Below are 14,640 nucleotides of genomic sequence, written 5' to 3' on the forward strand. Positions count from 1 at the left end.
GCAGCAGACTGAAAATCTGCGTGTCGGCAGTTCGATTCTGCCTCTAACCACCATTTTTTATAAATTCCCATTTTATTGATGTTTTACTTTAAGGTTTGGTTGAGCAACATCTTGGGTGCCTTATATGGCACTGTTTTAAATTTTATTTTCATCACTCCTCAACCAATACAAGAATAGTTTGGGCTTATAATTGATAAACTTTAAAATCAATTGAATTTTATCATCGGCGAATAAATCCAATTATTCTCATCTATCATTCTGTAATCATTGGTCGTAAATCATAAAGATTTGTAAAAGCTTCTATCCACATAAAGTAAACATGGCACACGAGCGATCAAGTCTTGTATAAACTACAAATAACACAAATATATGTATTACGCGCTTTACAAATTGGACTTATTAATGAGCATAAATAGGTTATGCGTGGCGCGGATAATACAAATATTCCTATCCTACGCATCTTACATATTCGACAAATATAAAAAAAGCTATAGGTATTTTTTACTTTCACCTATTACAAATCACACGGATATACGCAATCACTATCCTTAAAATAAATTTTAAGATTTTATCTAGCGAGCATACTATTTGTATTGCAGATTTCACTCGCCATATAAATCATACTCGTTAGGGGATACCTACCCTATAAACCCTAGCTTGGTTAAATTCGGTGACCGAGTGGGCTTTTATGTTCGCATATTACTATGGATTTTTTAGAGGTAGCAATCATTTTTAATTGCTTTCCAAAATCTCGCAAAGCAACCATCCAAACGGCTGTTTATTTATAAGCCAAGCCGTGGTCTCTTCCTCTTCGATAGAAAATTTTCCTTTGCCATTTATGATTTTTATCTTCCTGATGCCATCTACCGTAACAGCTCTTGCACCGATGTGCTTGCCTACTCGCAATAAAAATTGATTATCCGTAAGTTTAAAATTCTCATATTTCTCAATAAATTTATCAGATAGTGCTTCGCGTGTAAATTCATCCGTTTCACAACTAAACTGAGAAGTAAATATCGGCATATAGTGGGAGTTGCAGGCTTTTACCAGCTCTTTTACATCAAATTTAGCATTTTTTATAGTGATTGTCGTCTCAAATTCGCTTTTTGAGTCTATAACTTCGTATCACACCTTTATACCATTGTCATTGCCATTATCTCTTGATTGTTCATTCCTTTTTATATTTACTGCATCGGCAACAAATGTATGTGAGCGTATAACGCTACTATCGGCGATCAAGAAGTCACTAAAATATTCTTTTGTTTCGTAGCTTTCAGTTGTTTTATAAAGCAATTCACCAAAGGCTGTGGCTATCGCACCTTTTAAAGAGCTTCCGGGGATTATTGCTTTTTTGAAATTTGGAGATATAAATGTTTTTTCGATGATCAGCTGATTTATGACTTTTTTGCCATCGCCTTCTTTTTGGACCGCTTTACCTAATTTTTCTCTATATTCTTTCGCTACTTTTGGAGATACTAAAATCTTTTTAAAAGATTTTTTCTTAGCCAAGGCACTCTTCTCTTTTATAAATTTCTGCAATTCAAACAATGTATCTGCGGATAAATTTGAGACTATTCTTTCAAATTTCTCTTTAGATTTCTCATTAAGGCCTTTAACAAATTCAAATTCATCAAAAACATACATATAGTCCCTGCTGTCTTTTGCATCCGTATCTATGACGTAATTCATCGGCTCATATGCTTCGCCGACACCTATATGTATCGGGCTTATGGGTTTTAGATTTATTTTGTAAGTTTTGGTTTCATTATGCATCTTTTATCTCCGTAGCTATTAGTATGGCATATCCTTGATGCACTATGTTTGCATTTGCGGAATGTCCGCTTATGGCTTTTCCTAGATGTTCTTTTTCACAAATTTCATCATATATCGCCACGCTACCACTATTTGCCATTAAAATCGGGCTTTTAAACGGATTTACGTTCGCAAGCGATCCGCCGTGTTTGCCAAATCTCGTAAATGGTTCATAGTAAAATTCTCTTGGGCCGTCATAGCCTAGCACAACCGGACTAAGCGCCATAAAGGCATTTGAGCTCTTTTTAATAGTCACTTTTTCAAAATCACTATATTCAAACGCCCCTTTGCCTATGCTAGCTCTCTTGCCATAACCGCTTTTGGATACAACTTCAAATGCTTTTTCTAGCTCGCCAAGCTTAAATTTATCATCTAGCAAAAAATAAATATCTTGCTTGCTAAATTTCATCTCCATCAAAGCATATGGTGCAAATTTACCACTATCGTCGGTTGTAAATGTGAGATAGTTTATGGAATTTTTAATGGTAGCCGTCTCGTTTAGCTCGTAGCCGATCTCGTCATTTGTCTTGACGTTTTTAAAATTTCCGCTTTGCAGATCCTCTATGCTAAGCCAAATTTTTTTCCTATTTTCTTTTTTAAGATCCAAATTTTCGCCTAGAAGATGACTTGGCATGCTAGGCTTCGGCAAATATCCGCTAGCCAAGCCGTCAGAGACTATCAAAAACGGTTCTTTCTCGTAGTCTTTTAGTAGCTCATTTAGCCTATCTTCTCCAAGTGCGTATCTGATCGCCCAGCAAATTTGCCCAAACAAGGTATCGCCTTTTAGCGGCGTGGTAAAATTTGACCTAGGCGTTATGGTAGTTTTATAAAGCGTCATTATTCCCACCTTAAATTTTTAAACTCGACCCTTCCATAACCTCTTGAGCCACTACCGCCTAGATAGTCGTTTTCTATTAGTTTAAGCCCGCTTTCAATCATCTCTTTTAGTTTGACTTCGTCATCGTTATAAGGCTCTTTTTCGTCAAAAACTTTTAATCTAATGACTAGATCAAATTTCATTCCCGCCGGTACGCGCTCGATCTGGCGAGGATGCTCTGCGGTTTTGTTTTTTCTATTGATCACCTTTTCGTATTTTGCTTCGCTTAGTTTTAGCCTTTCGCTATCTTTTGATAATGTGCAATCACCAACGTTTATTCTAGTAATGCCTAATTTATTCTCTTTATCGCCAAAAATTTTTAGTAAATTTTGTGCCGCTTTTTTATCCGGCTCCGGGACATTTTTTAACAGATTAAAGTTAAAAACCTCTCCTTCGCCATACCCAACTAGTCTATTGTTCCACTCTAGCAAGCTTCTCATTTTGCCTTTTATCGAGCTTCCTGGGATGTATGGCTTATTTGTATTTATATCTTTTATCACTTGCGAGTCTATACCGCCTATTTTCATAGTATCATCACCGCCATCTATATGAAGTCCGCTTAAAAGCTCTATTTGTCCCTTTAAAGTTAAAATTTTCATATTCTCTCCTTATTTCTTATAAAAGCCTATAACGGCCTCAAAAAAGAGTTTAAATACCCTTAAATCATCTTTTGTTCTTACCTGAGCCACACATTTGTTTATCATCTCAACGAATTCACTACTAGAATGTTTTCTGGCGTTTGAATAAGCTGCTTTTGAATTTAGCATCTTTACAAATGGCAAAATTTCGCTAAAATCTTCGGTGTTCGATTTTTGCTCTAACTCTATGACATAGTCATAAAATGCTCTCATTTGCGTAGCTTTTGTTCCTGATATTTTCTCGGCAACCGTTTTTGCTGTAGTATCAAACAAATTTGGATCTTTTTTGTAGTCTAAAACGATTGGCGGCAAAGAGTTTGCTTGCGGTTTATTACCAGCATTATAATTACCACCGCCATTTTTATATCCATTCATTGCTCTCTCCTTTTATATATGTATTCACAAATCGCCATCTTGCTCTCCTTTGGATTGTTTTCTATCGCATCATTTAGCATTAAAAGCAGCGCGTTCATATCACTGCGTCCCTGCTTGTCTTGCATATTTCTAGTAAAACTATAACTTAGCTTTGACTTCCACATGGTGTTTCTTACGTCTTCGCATACATTTTTGCTCATCTCGCAAAGCTCAAGCATCCTGTATAAAAACGCCGCATTATCTATATCAAATTTCTCAAACTCATCTAAAATCTTGCCTCTTACGTTTATATAGCTATCCCATTTGGCTGTCTCGCCAAAGATAGTGATCGCATCCTTTCCGCCAATCTCTTTTGATACTTCCAGCCACTTCTCGCTAGTTTGAGCTAGGTAGCTTATCGGTGTAGATGGTTTTGCCAAAACGATACCAAAAGATATGCTTAAATTTTGCGATTTTATGAATTTCATAAACTCTTGCCTTATAAAAACAGCAAGATCTATCATCTCATCGTAGCTTCCAACTATCAGCAAATCATCGCCACCGGCAAAGACCGTGTAGCTATTTTCAAATTTCTCTTTCATCTTTCGTGGCACATATAAAGAGAAAAAGTTATTTATACCCTTTGAAAATGTGTCAAAATTTGCAAAACTTTGCGTCACGTCGCTATTTTTTATGAAATTTCCCATATTATCTACATCTACTTTTATGACGGCGATAGCGTTTTCTCCACTGGATCCTTCGGCCAAATTCTCAAAATCGACTATTTTGCCACCGTCTTATTTTGCGACATACGACCTTATGCTTTCACTTATCTCGATATCGGAATCTATGAAGTCTATACCTATATCTTTACTATTTATCTTTTTGCTATCACTAGCTAGTCTCTCGCCAAGACGCACAAAGGCACTGCAAATTTCGCATTTATCGTTATCATGTGGTATCTTTCTTATGTTGCAGATCCTGCAAAGAGTTTGATTTGTTATCCCTTTATCATATGAGAGCACCGGCTCTTGCTCTTTTAAATTTAGCTTTTAAATTTCTCTAGCTCAACAGCCTTGCTGATCTTATCCCTTAGCTCTTTATATCGCTGAGGCTCCACAAAGCCCGCCCTCTCGCATTCCACGCAAGATAGACTAACGCCGCTAACGCCAAAAAATTTTTTACAAAATAAGCGTTTATAACGCCTTTTATCTCTTTAAAAGTCGCTTCATCAAATTTAGGAGAGAGTATCTCAAATTTACCGGCCGTGCACGATAAGATACATTTTTCGTCTATGCCAAATTTTTGGCAGATAAATTTGGCCAAAACTATCATAAAAAGCTCGCAAAACGCGAATTTTGCCCTTAGCACTTTAGCCGCGTTTTTTGAGCCTAGATTATCAAATATAAATTTTTGTATCCCGTAAAAATCTCCGCCGATCAAAAACATCTTATCTTGCAATATCTCATCTATATCTTTTGATCCTTGCTCCAAAGCAGCAAACTCATCGCCAAAATAACTGCTAAATTTGCTCATTTATATCCTCCGTTTTTATTTTCCCGAGCCCAAAAACAGTCTGCTTACCCACACCTATTATCTCGCCTAGTTTTAAAAGCTTTTTGCACTCTTTGCCAATGCCTTTTATCTCCAAAGAGCCCACTAAGCCGCCAAAATTCATAGTCGCGTTTTGCCTGTTGCTTCGTCTAGTTAGCTCCACGTATTTTAGCTCTTTATTAGTTATCTCGCCCTTCACTTCAAATGGCAGCGCTTCATGATCTTTCCCCTGAACGCTTAGCCATCTTTGATATATAGAGTTTAGTATATCCCGCAGAGATATATTGTCACTTTTTAAAAAAACGTTGTCCTTTTTTATCCTAAGCGGCGTTATAAATTTGATCTTGATATCATCCGTTTTATCATCAAAGCCAAATTCTCTCACGTAGTTTTTAGGTAGACTTATCTTATCTCCAGCCAAACACGTCTCACCATTTGCAAACATATCAAATTTCTCATATTTGATTCTATCTTTGCCAAGACCGTATCTTTTTAGCATCATATACACGGCAGAAGCTATATATGGTAGTTTTTCGCACGCACTTCCTAGTAAAAACTATACCAAAGTCGTAAAATTCAGCCCCAAGCTCAAAGTCCAGCCTATACTTATGGTAGCTATTTTTCTTTTCATAAAAGTCGTAGTACAGGCAACTCTCATTTGCAAAACACTCGCCACACTTATACGATGGGTTTATGCAACTTACGCTTTTTAGCGCATATCCAAAAGCCCCGCGTACTTGCGAACCGATAAAAAATGGCGGTTTTTAGGCGATCTAAACAGCACTCTAAGCTCGGAGTATCTCATATATACTGCCCAAATTTTACATGTTCAAAAACTAAATTTTTCATCACATTATGCCCACTATGCTATTTTGAATTATTCTTTTTGTTGCTGCATAGATGGCTTTTGTGCCTATTCTTACATTTACTTTTATAAAATTTTCAAACTTTATCATGAATTCTTTTAAATTTGATAGCTCGGGAGGGATATACGACCATTTATCTTGTGATATTTGGGGAATTTTTATAAACTTGCATACACCAAGACTATTCTCTGCGTCTTTTTCTTGAACCGCTATAAGTTTGTGAGAAAATATTATAATCATACTAGTTTTGCTATTCACTTTACCACTTTATTTTAAAATTATGTTATTATACATAAATTAAAAATAAATGTTTATAATTTTTAAGTTTTTTGATTAAAAAACTATTATTTTTATGCACAACTCCCATTTATTTTTCTCAAATTTCAAAATTTATGGATTTTTCGAATAACAAAACAACTAAAATTTAGGCGCTCTTTTTGCTTATTCTTATTTTGGCTTAATTACGGTATTATGTAGCAACTGCAACCAACTTCTATAAAATAATCAGATAAAATTATAGCCATATTAATCGCATATAACAATTGCAGTAAAAAGGGAAAAATATGGCAGAATCTCACGTAATATCGGCTTTAGTAGCCAAATACGCAGAGCTTCAAGGCAGAATTAAATCATATCAAGAAGCGATAAAAGAGGCGAGAGATGAAATTTCAACTATCTCAAAAAGTATAAAGATATTTGATTCGAACTACGACTTAAGAAAAATAGCGCCCAAGAAAACGAGAGAAAGATATTTTAAGCACAAAGAGCTAACAAAGCTTGTTATAGAGTATATAAAAAGCAACGATAATGTCGATATAAATGAATTAACAGAGTATGTAATGAAAATAAAAGCTCTGCCGCAAGAGCTTCATAAATCAATATACGGCGGAATTTATACCGTTTTAGAGAATTTAGTCCGTCAAGATGTAATAGAATGCCGTATTACAAACGACACAAAACAATATTGTATAAAAATTCTAAATGCCTAATCTCTCGGCTACTCTATGATTGCCTTGCCAATAACCGCAGAATTCGTTTGAAATTCCGCTGTCTAAGCACTTTTTTAAAATATCTCTAAAGATAAAGCCGTTATCAAAGCGCCTTGTATCCTCGCGGTAAGCTATCTCATTAGCATAATTAGATAGGTATAACGTTCCGAGCTTATGACATTGTCCGTATTGAAGTCTACGAAACCTTGAATTATAGCTTTCGCTTTGATTGTTATTCTCTCCGTTTATACCGCAATACTCTACGGCGTGATTAACCACTCTGTGGTTGTAATGAGCGATAAAATTTGAATAACCGATATTCTCGTCAGTATGCACTTCGCTATCTCTTGCGATAAATCTGCTAGCTATACGGCTTAGCTCTATCGGATTTTCGTTTCTTAAAATAAAGGTTCTCGTCCTATTTGCGCCAATGCCGAATTGATCTCTTTGTCTAAGCGATATAACTACTCTTTTATTAGGCTTATATGCCTTTCTACGATCTATTCTTTTTTCTAATCTATTTTTAGGGCGGATATAGCCGTTAACATACACTCCGTCCATTTCGACTACACCTTGAAACGGTTGCGAATTATCATAATCCATTAAGCTTTCGCGAATTTTATGAAGCAATACCCATGCGGTTTTGTATTGAACGTCTAAATCGCGAGAGAGTTGTAATGCCGAGATTCCTTTAGCGGCATTAGCGAATATCGCAATAGCGGTAAGTATAGTCTGAAGCGGTAGCTTATGTCCATGAAAAATCGTGCCGCTAGTAACGCTAAAAAAGCTTGCGCACTCCTTACATTTAAACTGCTTGCGAGAGGTTATGAAGTAAATTTTGCCGCTACTACCGCAGCATGGACATACAGGCTTGCCTTTGGTTTCAAACCAGCGAACTTGCCTAAAAGCCGCAATAGCTTGAAAGTCGTTCATCTTTGCGATTTTAATAAGAGATAGTTTGCGAGCTTCAGCCGATAGTAAAAAGTGTTGTGCCATATCTACCTCCTTTTTTATATATTACAAGTATAATTATATTGAATAATATAAGCTTAATGTTATATATAAATCAGTAATTAAAATATTGTATAATATATGACATGGATTTTTAAGTCTTTTTGACTAAAATTATAAACACGAAAGGAAGTAGATGAGCTTAAAAGAAACTTTGCTTCAAATTCATCAAGGCATTGAAGCCAAGGAACTGCAAAAAATTAGCAAGAAAGAAATAGCCGCTAGGTTAAATATAGATGCTATTACCTATGTAGAGTGGCTAAGAGGCAAAAACGAGCCGTCGGCCATGAGTGGCTATGCTTAAAATGTTATCGATGCTCGACGATAAACGGATGCTTATGGTTATAGATAGTTGGAGATACAATAAAAAATTCTTTGAGCTATCTGACATAGTGCATAAAATTCATAAGCAAATCGAAGATAAAGAGCTAAGAAATATCTCTCAAAAGGAGATGGCCCACAGAATCGGCATAGCCCATAGCACCTATACCGCATGGCTAGGGCTAGGAGAGGTTCAAAAACCGATTGCTATACCGGCCTTGCTTGATTTGCTTGCAATGCTTAAGGATGAGGATATAATTCAGGTTATTAGTTTGTGGCAAGCTAATAGGACTTCGGAATGAAAAACAATATATCTTTTATCGATCTCTTTTGCGGTATAGGAGAGATAAGGCTCGGCATGGAGAAACAAGGATTAAAATGCATCGTGTCTTGTGATATAAATTCAGAATACCGTAAAACATATTATGAAAATTTTGAAGAAAAACCATTAGGAGGCATAACCAAAATCGATAATAGTGCTATTCTGTCACATGATATATTATGCGCGGACTTCTCTTCCCAATTGTTTAGCATATTTGTTGAACAAAAGGGTATTAAAGATACTAGATTAAGCTTGCGTCTGCCTTTATAATTTTAGATGTGCTTGGTGTGGCAATAGATAAGTAAAGCGGATAAAAAAATGAAATTTAGTTTTATTAATTTGTTCTCTGGTTGTGGTGGCTTATCGGAGGGCTTTTGTATGCAAAAAATATGCGTGCTCTAGCTCACATTGAGTGGGAAAGTCCGATGTTGATACACTTCGCAACCGCCTAGTTAAAAAGTGGCATTACTCTCAAGTGAAGCTAAAACCTCGGTTATAGAATTCGATATACAATACACAAATGAGCTAATAGAGGGGGATGGAGTAACACTTTAGTTTCTAAATATGCTAGTAAAAACAGCGATACGGTCGTTAAAAACGGACTTGATAGTATTGTAAATAATCAAAACGTGGATATAATAATCGGCGGTCTACCATGCCAAGCTTATTCAGTAGCAGGTCGTGCGACCGACCCAAATTCTATGAAATTTGATTATAGAAACTATTTGTTTGAAAGCTATATAAAAGTTGTAAAACACTATAAACCAAGAGTTATAGTGTTTGAAAATGTGCCTGGAATTTTAAGTGCAAAGCCAAGTAACAAGTTTATAATAGAGCGAATTTATGAAGCCTTTGATGAGATAGGCTATGAGATTTGCTCTCCTAAAGATTTAAAAAGGTCTATCTACAATGCTCAAGACTTTGAAGTTCCGCAAGATAGAAAGCGTATTATCATCTTCGGTGTAAGAAAAGATGATAATATAATACTAGAAAATTTATACAATGAACTCGATAGTCTAAAATCCAAAAATAAAAAGACGCTAAAAGATGCTATTTTTGACCTACCTAAATTTAAACCGCTTAAAAATAGCCATAAAATCGGTAACAAAAAACATCTCTCACGATCTAATCGGCTCAAATAAAATTCCACTTCACACCGTTCGTTATGCAAATAAACGAGATATGCAAGTATTTCAAGAATGGATAAAAAATGATATGAATTCATTGTCGTTGCAAGATAAAATAGCCTTCTATAAAAAACAACTGGTAAAAATACAAACCATATCAAATATAGAAGTTTATATTGGGATAAGCCAAGTCCAACAATAGTAGCTCACTTGCAAAAAGACGGCAATATGTTTATTCACCCAGATATAAATCAAGCAAGAACAATTACAATGCGAGAAGCCGCACTTTTGCAAACATTTCCTATGGATTATGAATTTTTGGGTTCAAGTGTTTATGTCTTTAAAATGATAGGTAATGCCGTTCCTGTGCTATTGGCTAACAAAATAGCCATAGCGATTGCAAATATTTTAAAAGGTCAAAAATGTCGAAATTAAAGAATTTTAATATTTTAATTGCTTGTGAAGAAAGCCAAAGGGTTTGCATAGAATTTAGGAAACTTGGACTTAATGCCTATTCTTGCGATTTGCTAGGTTGTAGTGGCGGACACCCAGAGTGGCACTTTAAGGACGATGTTTTAAAAGTTATCAAAAACAAAGGCGGAGTGCTTGAAAATGGCGAGAGTGTAAAAATCAAAGGTGAGTGGAACTTGATGATAGCACACCCACCCTGCACCTATTTAGCCGTAAGTGGAGCGCAGTGGTATTATCCACCCAGATGATAAATATTTACCTACAGAGCAACGCAGACCGCATCCTAGATTTCCAAATCGTAAACAAGATAGAGCAGAAGCTATCAAATTTTTCCTAGCACTAGCAAATGCAAATATTAAGCATATAGCCATCGAAAATCCTATCGGTATAATGTCAAGCTGTTATAAAAAGCCGGAGCAGATAGTTCAGCCATATATGTTTGGCGACGAAGCAAGCAAAACAACTTGTTTATGGCTTAAAAATTTGCCAAAACTAAAACCCACAAACATGGTAGGTAAAGGCGAATTTATAGAATTAAGTAGCGGAAAACGCATAGCAAAATGGTATAGTGACGTTTTAACAAAGGCAAAAAATGCCGATGAAAGACGAAATCTAAGAAGTAAAACATTTCCGGGATTTGCTAAAGCCATAGCTGAGCAATATAGTAAGGTTTTAAAATGAAAATTTATATTAGAAAGGCAGTTCAACATGATGCCACAAATGCAAATGACAAAGAGGTAAGCATAACGACTGAAATTTATAAAACTTTCTTTGATGAAAGAGTGAGTGGGTTGAATTTTATTGGAAAAATAAGCCATGAAAATGGAAGCGTTAAACTTACTAATGCAAGAGATTGGCGTGTTGGCGGGGATTTTAAAAAAATAGTCAGAGCTGAAGGTGGGTCAGAAGTCAATGATTTGTATTTCATCACGACAATAAATGGACAAGATTTCGAATTAGAAATTATAAAACCAAATGACAATCGTTATAGTGTATTGTCTAGTCTTTTTAGAGGCAATGACTTACATATCTTAATAAACACTCAAGATGAAGCCGCACAAGCAAACGATGAAAATGAGCTAGAAAATGGCAAAAATATCATATTTTATGGCATTCCTGGTGTTGGTAAAAGCTACACCTTACAAAATGAATTTAAGCTAAATGAGCGAAACGAAGCGCAGATAAAACGAGTTGTCTTTCACGCTGATTACACACATAGCGACTTTGTAGGACAAATTTTACCTATCTTAAACGATGAAAACAAGTTAGAGTATAAATTTATAGCAGGTGCTTTTACACAAATTTTGGCTAGTGCATATGGTGTTTAGAGCATAATTATTTCTTAATAATTGAAGAAATAAATCGTGGAAATGCTCCTGCAATATTTGGCAATATTTTTCAGCTTTTAGATAGAAATGAGAGCGGTGAGAGTGTTTATGGTATTACAAATTTTGATATATCAAGGGAAGTTTTTAAAAATAAAAATACTTTGATTAAAATCCCACGAAATCTATTTATCCTAGCCACTATGAATAGTGCTGATCAAAATGTATTTACGCTTGATACGGCATTCCAGCGTAGATGCGAACTAAGGCATATTAAAACGATATTCAAAACGCAAGTAGTGAGAAAATTTGCAATTCAAGCATAACGTGGAAAAAATTTATTCAAGTTACAAATGAGCTCATAATAAATGATGAGTTTAATGATGGTGGTGATAAAAGGCTTGGGATATTTTTTGCTAGAATAGATGAAATACTAGATAAAAATAAATTTTCTCAAAAGGTTTTAAAATATCTTTGGGACGATGCTTTTAAAATGTCAAGAGACGATTTTTTTAAAGATAATTTTAAGGTTGTTGATATAATGCTAGAAGCATTTGAAAAGCAAGAAGCAGTCGAAGCATTTAGAGCGATTTTAAAAGATGATGTTTTTGAAAAAATGACAAGCGATGAATAACATAATTGATTTTTGTCATATCAATACAAATATAGAAGTTAACACCTTTGTTGGGATAAAATTTCAAGAAAATAAACCCTTGGTTTGCTTTCCAATTGGCTTTGAATATGATGAAAAATCAGCACGAAAGGATATTTTACTTCTAGTAAAAACAATAAAACAGTCAAAATTTAAAATAAACTCCAAGGAAGTAAATAATAGTACATATAGCGAGAAAGCCTTTGCTTTTATGGCTTATGTAAATATTTTAAAAGACTATTTAGCCTACGGATACCACAAAGAAAATCAAGTGGAGTATAAGTTAAATTCTAAAGGCAAAGTTGATTACACAAAAACATTTAAAACTCAGAAAAGCTTTATTCAAGACGATAGTGTTTATTATCTAAATTTTATTAAAAGAACCACAAATGCAACTCAAGATGAACTAATCTCAAGAATACACAAATTTTTCGTATATGAAAGCTCTAAAATGATAGGTTGGTTGTTTGGACTAAATACAATACTAGAAAAACCAAATATAAGATTTAATAAAATTCTCTTTATAAAGACTATAAAAAATAAGCTTTCACACACTTTTAATGATAGAGTTAAGTATCTTTTTAAAAATATGCTTTTTATTATCCAGCAATCAAGTGGTAACGAGCTAAGAAAATTTAACGAATATGGCATAGATAGGTTTGAGTATGTTTGGGAAAATTTAGTAGATAAAGTTTATGGGGTTTGTAACAAGGTTAAATATTATCCCACTACAAAATGGATAATAAATCAAAATGAGATAAATAGTAGTAGTTTACGTCCTGATACGATTATGCTATATAATGGTGAAATTTATATTTTAGATTCTAAATACTACAAATACAGCGCAACATTAAAAGCAAATGATTTGCCTAGCACAAGCTCTGTATCCAAACAAATCATATATGGTGAATATGTGAGCTTAATTAGTAATACAAATAAAATTTACAATGCTTTCATAATGCCATTTAATGCAAAAAAATATGGCACAAATGAAAATATTATAAAAATCGGCGAAGCGTTTGCAAGTTGGAAAAATAGCACAAAACAATATGAAAAAATTCAAGGTATTTTAATAGACACGAAATTTCTGATGACACTAGGGTTTAAATTTAATCAAAAAGAAGTCAAAAGGCTTTCAAAAATAATATCTAGTTAATCATGTTTTTAGTAAAAACTTGCATAAACTCAAATTAATTGGCGGCTTGTGCATTTGCTACATAATATCGCTCAATTAAACTTAAGCGGATTTTTAGCTACGACTACATCTTGCTACCTATAAGACCTTTTATTAATTTTAACAGTTTCTGATATAAGTTTTCCTGTGTAGTTTTAAGTATTATATCTAAACTCTATTATAATCTACGCTTATAGTTGAAGCAGAACACATTCTTTAAGATGAAGCAAGAAATTATTCTAGCTTCCCTGCCGCCACTACCGTTGCTACGCTTAGGGAAGATGCCTTTAAATTTAGATAATCTATATTCAGCATAACCCTAGAAATTTTCAATACCATTTAGATGATTTTTACCGTTAGCTAATTCATTCTTTGAGTGTTTTACTCTGTAGTGTGCTTTAGCCCATAATCTACCAATCCATCATAAGCTTTCCAACAATCAAAGTAAATCACGCCCTGGTCTAACTCGCTTTGTGCTCAGCTTCTATGAGCACCTTTCTTAACTCATCGGGCGGTAGTTCCTTTACTTTTTGGGAGTTTTGTGGTATAATAGGCTCATCGAGCGACGGGACCCGCTGCGCGTCGGGCTTATAACCCGAAAATGCAAGTCGTTCGCCGTTTTTGGCGTCTGCCGTCGCTTTGAATAATGAACTTTCTTTAATATCTCCCTTGACCTTATACATCGTTTTAAAAGCAAGCCTGTTATTTTTGGTTTGTGCTTCCTCTACGACTACATAATACCCGTCTTTTTGTTTCCCGCTTATGAGGGCTTTTAGTCCTTGCTTTGTTTGAGATAAAATCTGTTTGTCGGGATTTTCGACATAGTCTATGTAGTGTGCTATATCGTCGCGCGTTATCGCTATTTGCCCGCGCTTCGCTTCTGCCACTTCGTTGCCGTGATTTTTTAAGGTATGCGTGATTTCATCGGCATAAATTGTCCGCTTTGTTTCGTTTGGATATTTAAACCCCAAATTTTTTGCTAAACAAAAAAGAGGCAAAAAAAATAAGGACGCATAAAAGAAGAATGGAAATAAAGAGACAGAAAAAAGAAGAGAGAAAGAAACTCCTCTCTATTCCATTACCTCTTGATTATTACTCTCCCTTACCCTTCTTGCCCCTCTTACCCTTAGCCTTAGATGATCCCTCT

General features: G+C 34.8%; 21 protein-coding genes and 3 pseudogenes. 11 read left to right on the forward strand and 13 right to left on the reverse strand.

Translation table 11 applies throughout. The features are described from left to right. Nucleotides 1-732: 732 nt before the first annotated feature. The 10 genes from Q0238_RS07825 to Q0238_RS07870 all read right to left on the reverse strand — a co-directional run bounded on the left by Q0238_RS07825 (nucleotide 733) and on the right by Q0238_RS07870 (nucleotide 6,359). The gene (locus Q0238_RS07825) at nucleotides 733-1,023 is read right to left on the reverse strand and encodes a hypothetical protein (RefSeq protein WP_297944750.1); all 291 of its coding nucleotides are present in this window, start codon (nucleotides 1,021-1,023) and stop codon (nucleotides 733-735) included. Between the two features lie 102 nt (nucleotides 1,024-1,125). Further along, the gene (csm5, locus tag Q0238_RS07830; RefSeq protein WP_297944752.1) at nucleotides 1,126-1,773 is read right to left on the reverse strand and encodes a type III-A CRISPR-associated RAMP protein Csm5; all 648 of its coding nucleotides are present in this window, start codon (nucleotides 1,771-1,773) and stop codon (nucleotides 1,126-1,128) included. Beyond that, nucleotides 1,766-2,650: an RAMP superfamily CRISPR-associated protein gene (locus tag Q0238_RS07835; protein WP_297944755.1), complete on the reverse strand. Its 885-nt coding sequence runs from the start codon at nucleotides 2,648-2,650 to the stop codon at nucleotides 1,766-1,768. Before Q0238_RS07835 ends, csm5 begins: the two co-directional genes overlap by 8 nt. Further along, a complete protein-coding gene (gene csm3, locus Q0238_RS07840) occupies nucleotides 2,650-3,288 on the reverse strand; it encodes a type III-A CRISPR-associated RAMP protein Csm3 (protein ID WP_297944758.1) in 639 nt (212 codons plus the stop codon). Before csm3 ends, Q0238_RS07835 begins: the two co-directional genes overlap by 1 nt. Nucleotides 3,289-3,297: 9 nt before the next feature. Then, nucleotides 3,298-3,702, reverse strand: coding sequence for a type III-A CRISPR-associated protein Csm2 (csm2, locus tag Q0238_RS07845; RefSeq protein ID WP_297944761.1), 405 nt, complete (start codon nucleotides 3,700-3,702; stop codon nucleotides 3,298-3,300). After that, nucleotides 3,699-4,448 carry a hypothetical protein gene (locus Q0238_RS07850; protein ID WP_363317130.1) on the reverse strand — a complete coding sequence of 250 codons (750 nt, stop codon included), beginning with the start codon at nucleotides 4,446-4,448 and terminating at the stop codon, nucleotides 3,699-3,701. The genes csm2 and Q0238_RS07850 overlap by 4 nt, the downstream gene beginning before the upstream one ends. 30 nt (nucleotides 4,449-4,478) lie before the next feature. Next, nucleotides 4,479-4,706, reverse strand: a complete 228-nt coding sequence (locus Q0238_RS07855) for a hypothetical protein (protein ID WP_297944766.1) — start codon at nucleotides 4,704-4,706, stop codon at nucleotides 4,479-4,481. Between the two features lie 67 nt (nucleotides 4,707-4,773). Next, a complete protein-coding gene (locus Q0238_RS07860) occupies nucleotides 4,774-5,217 on the reverse strand; it encodes a hypothetical protein (protein WP_297944769.1) in 444 nt (147 codons plus the stop codon). Next, nucleotides 5,204-5,734 (reverse strand): CRISPR system precrRNA processing endoribonuclease RAMP protein Cas6, encoded by a 531-nt coding sequence (gene cas6 / locus Q0238_RS07865; protein ID WP_297944772.1) that lies wholly within the window; start codon nucleotides 5,732-5,734, stop codon nucleotides 5,204-5,206. The genes Q0238_RS07860 and cas6 overlap by 14 nt, the downstream gene beginning before the upstream one ends. Before the next feature lie 349 nt (nucleotides 5,735-6,083). Next, on the reverse strand, nucleotides 6,084-6,359 hold the full coding sequence (locus Q0238_RS07870) for a hypothetical protein (protein ID WP_297944776.1): 276 nt from the start codon (nucleotides 6,357-6,359) through the stop codon (nucleotides 6,084-6,086). A gap of 305 nt (nucleotides 6,360-6,664) precedes the next feature. On the opposite strand from Q0238_RS07870, the gene Q0238_RS07875 reads away from it, so the two are divergent. Continuing rightward, nucleotides 6,665-7,090, forward strand: a complete 426-nt coding sequence (locus Q0238_RS07875; RefSeq protein WP_297944778.1) for a hypothetical protein — start codon at nucleotides 6,665-6,667, stop codon at nucleotides 7,088-7,090. Here the strand turns inward: Q0238_RS07875 and Q0238_RS07880 are convergent. Beyond that, nucleotides 7,079-8,086, reverse strand: coding sequence for an IS1595 family transposase (locus tag Q0238_RS07880; protein WP_297944781.1), 1,008 nt, complete (start codon nucleotides 8,084-8,086; stop codon nucleotides 7,079-7,081). The two genes, Q0238_RS07875 and Q0238_RS07880, sit on opposite strands and share 12 nt — an antisense overlap. A gap of 151 nt (nucleotides 8,087-8,237) precedes the next feature. Between Q0238_RS07880 and Q0238_RS07885 the strand changes: the two genes are divergently transcribed. From Q0238_RS07885 to Q0238_RS07930, 10 genes and pseudogenes are all read left to right on the forward strand, one after another. Then, a complete protein-coding gene (locus Q0238_RS07885) occupies nucleotides 8,238-8,405 on the forward strand; it encodes a helix-turn-helix domain-containing protein (RefSeq protein ID WP_297944784.1) in 168 nt (55 codons plus the stop codon). Nucleotides 8,406-8,439: 34 nt separating this feature from the next. Next, on the forward strand, nucleotides 8,440-8,724 hold the full coding sequence (locus Q0238_RS07890) for a helix-turn-helix transcriptional regulator (protein ID WP_297944787.1): 285 nt from the start codon (nucleotides 8,440-8,442) through the stop codon (nucleotides 8,722-8,724). Beyond that, entirely contained in the window at nucleotides 8,721-9,014 is a 294-nt protein-coding gene (locus tag Q0238_RS07895) for a DNA cytosine methyltransferase (RefSeq protein ID WP_297944790.1), read from the forward strand. The genes Q0238_RS07890 and Q0238_RS07895 overlap by 4 nt, the downstream gene beginning before the upstream one ends. Before the next feature lie 338 nt (nucleotides 9,015-9,352). Then, a pseudogene (gene dcm, locus Q0238_RS07900) lies at nucleotides 9,353-9,886 on the forward strand (DNA (cytosine-5-)-methyltransferase); the annotation flags it as partial. Between the two features lie 195 nt (nucleotides 9,887-10,081). After that, nucleotides 10,082-10,306: a DNA cytosine methyltransferase gene (locus Q0238_RS07905; RefSeq protein ID WP_297944792.1), complete on the forward strand. Its 225-nt coding sequence runs from the start codon at nucleotides 10,082-10,084 to the stop codon at nucleotides 10,304-10,306. Continuing rightward, nucleotides 10,294-11,023 (forward strand): annotated as a pseudogene (locus Q0238_RS12285) (hypothetical protein). Before Q0238_RS07905 ends, Q0238_RS12285 begins: the two are co-directional and overlap by 13 nt. After that, nucleotides 11,020-11,670: a hypothetical protein gene (locus Q0238_RS07920; RefSeq protein ID WP_297944801.1), complete on the forward strand. Its 651-nt coding sequence runs from the start codon at nucleotides 11,020-11,022 to the stop codon at nucleotides 11,668-11,670. Before Q0238_RS12285 ends, Q0238_RS07920 begins: the two are co-directional and overlap by 4 nt. Nucleotides 11,671-11,690: 20 nt before the next feature. Further along, nucleotides 11,691-11,993, forward strand: a complete 303-nt coding sequence (locus Q0238_RS12290) for a hypothetical protein (RefSeq protein WP_363317132.1) — start codon at nucleotides 11,691-11,693, stop codon at nucleotides 11,991-11,993. Between the two features lie 167 nt (nucleotides 11,994-12,160). Then, nucleotides 12,161-12,301, forward strand: a complete 141-nt coding sequence (locus tag Q0238_RS07925) for a hypothetical protein (RefSeq protein WP_297944804.1) — start codon at nucleotides 12,161-12,163, stop codon at nucleotides 12,299-12,301. Further along, complete coding sequence (locus Q0238_RS07930; protein ID WP_297944807.1) at nucleotides 12,294-13,475, forward strand: LlaJI family restriction endonuclease; 1,182 nt, start codon at nucleotides 12,294-12,296, stop codon at nucleotides 13,473-13,475. Before Q0238_RS07925 ends, Q0238_RS07930 begins: the two co-directional genes overlap by 8 nt. 103 nt (nucleotides 13,476-13,578) lie before the next feature. On the opposite strand, the pseudogene Q0238_RS07935 reads toward Q0238_RS07930, so the two are convergent. Both Q0238_RS07935 and Q0238_RS07940 read right to left on the reverse strand, forming a co-directional pair. After that, nucleotides 13,579-13,964: pseudogene (locus Q0238_RS07935) on the reverse strand (hypothetical protein); the annotation flags it as partial. After that, nucleotides 13,955-14,491, reverse strand: a complete 537-nt coding sequence (locus Q0238_RS07940; RefSeq protein WP_363317131.1) for a hypothetical protein — start codon at nucleotides 14,489-14,491, stop codon at nucleotides 13,955-13,957. The pseudogene Q0238_RS07935 and the gene Q0238_RS07940, both read right to left, overlap by 10 nt. Nucleotides 14,492-14,640 lie beyond the last annotated feature (149 nt).

Origin of the sequence: uncultured Campylobacter sp. (assembly GCF_938045775.1) — a bacterium.
In the GTDB taxonomy this organism is placed as follows: domain Bacteria; phylum Campylobacterota; class Campylobacteria; order Campylobacterales; family Campylobacteraceae; genus Campylobacter_B.

Coding starts and splice junctions, on each gene's coding strand:
- Q0238_RS07825 (WP_297944750.1), bottom strand. CDS start 1,023: ATGCCGATATTTACTTCTCAGTTTAGTTGTGAAACGGATGAATTTACA.
- Q0238_RS07930 (WP_297944807.1), top strand. CDS start 12,294: ATGAATAACATAATTGATTTTTGTCATATCAATACAAATATAGAAGTT.
- csm2 (WP_297944761.1), bottom strand. CDS start 3,702: ATGAATGGATATAAAAATGGCGGTGGTAATTATAATGCTGGTAATAAA.
- Q0238_RS07860 (WP_297944769.1), bottom strand. CDS start 5,217: ATGAGCAAATTTAGCAGTTATTTTGGCGATGAGTTTGCTGCTTTGGAG.
- csm3 (WP_297944758.1), bottom strand. CDS start 3,288: ATGAAAATTTTAACTTTAAAGGGACAAATAGAGCTTTTAAGCGGACTT.
- csm5 (WP_297944752.1), bottom strand. CDS start 1,773: ATGCATAATGAAACCAAAACTTACAAAATAAATCTAAAACCCATAAGC.
- Q0238_RS07895 (WP_297944790.1), top strand. CDS start 8,721: ATGAAAAACAATATATCTTTTATCGATCTCTTTTGCGGTATAGGAGAG.
- Q0238_RS07920 (WP_297944801.1), top strand. CDS start 11,020: ATGAAAATTTATATTAGAAAGGCAGTTCAACATGATGCCACAAATGCA.
- Q0238_RS07835 (WP_297944755.1), bottom strand. CDS start 2,650: ATGACGCTTTATAAAACTACCATAACGCCTAGGTCAAATTTTACCACG.
- Q0238_RS07875 (WP_297944778.1), top strand. CDS start 6,665: ATGGCAGAATCTCACGTAATATCGGCTTTAGTAGCCAAATACGCAGAG.
- Q0238_RS07885 (WP_297944784.1), top strand. CDS start 8,238: ATGAGCTTAAAAGAAACTTTGCTTCAAATTCATCAAGGCATTGAAGCC.
- Q0238_RS07890 (WP_297944787.1), top strand. CDS start 8,440: ATGGTTATAGATAGTTGGAGATACAATAAAAAATTCTTTGAGCTATCT.
- cas6 (WP_297944772.1), bottom strand. CDS start 5,734: ATGCTAAAAAGATACGGTCTTGGCAAAGATAGAATCAAATATGAGAAA.
- Q0238_RS07925 (WP_297944804.1), top strand. CDS start 12,161: ATGTCAAGAGACGATTTTTTTAAAGATAATTTTAAGGTTGTTGATATA.
- Q0238_RS07880 (WP_297944781.1), bottom strand. CDS start 8,086: ATGGCACAACACTTTTTACTATCGGCTGAAGCTCGCAAACTATCTCTT.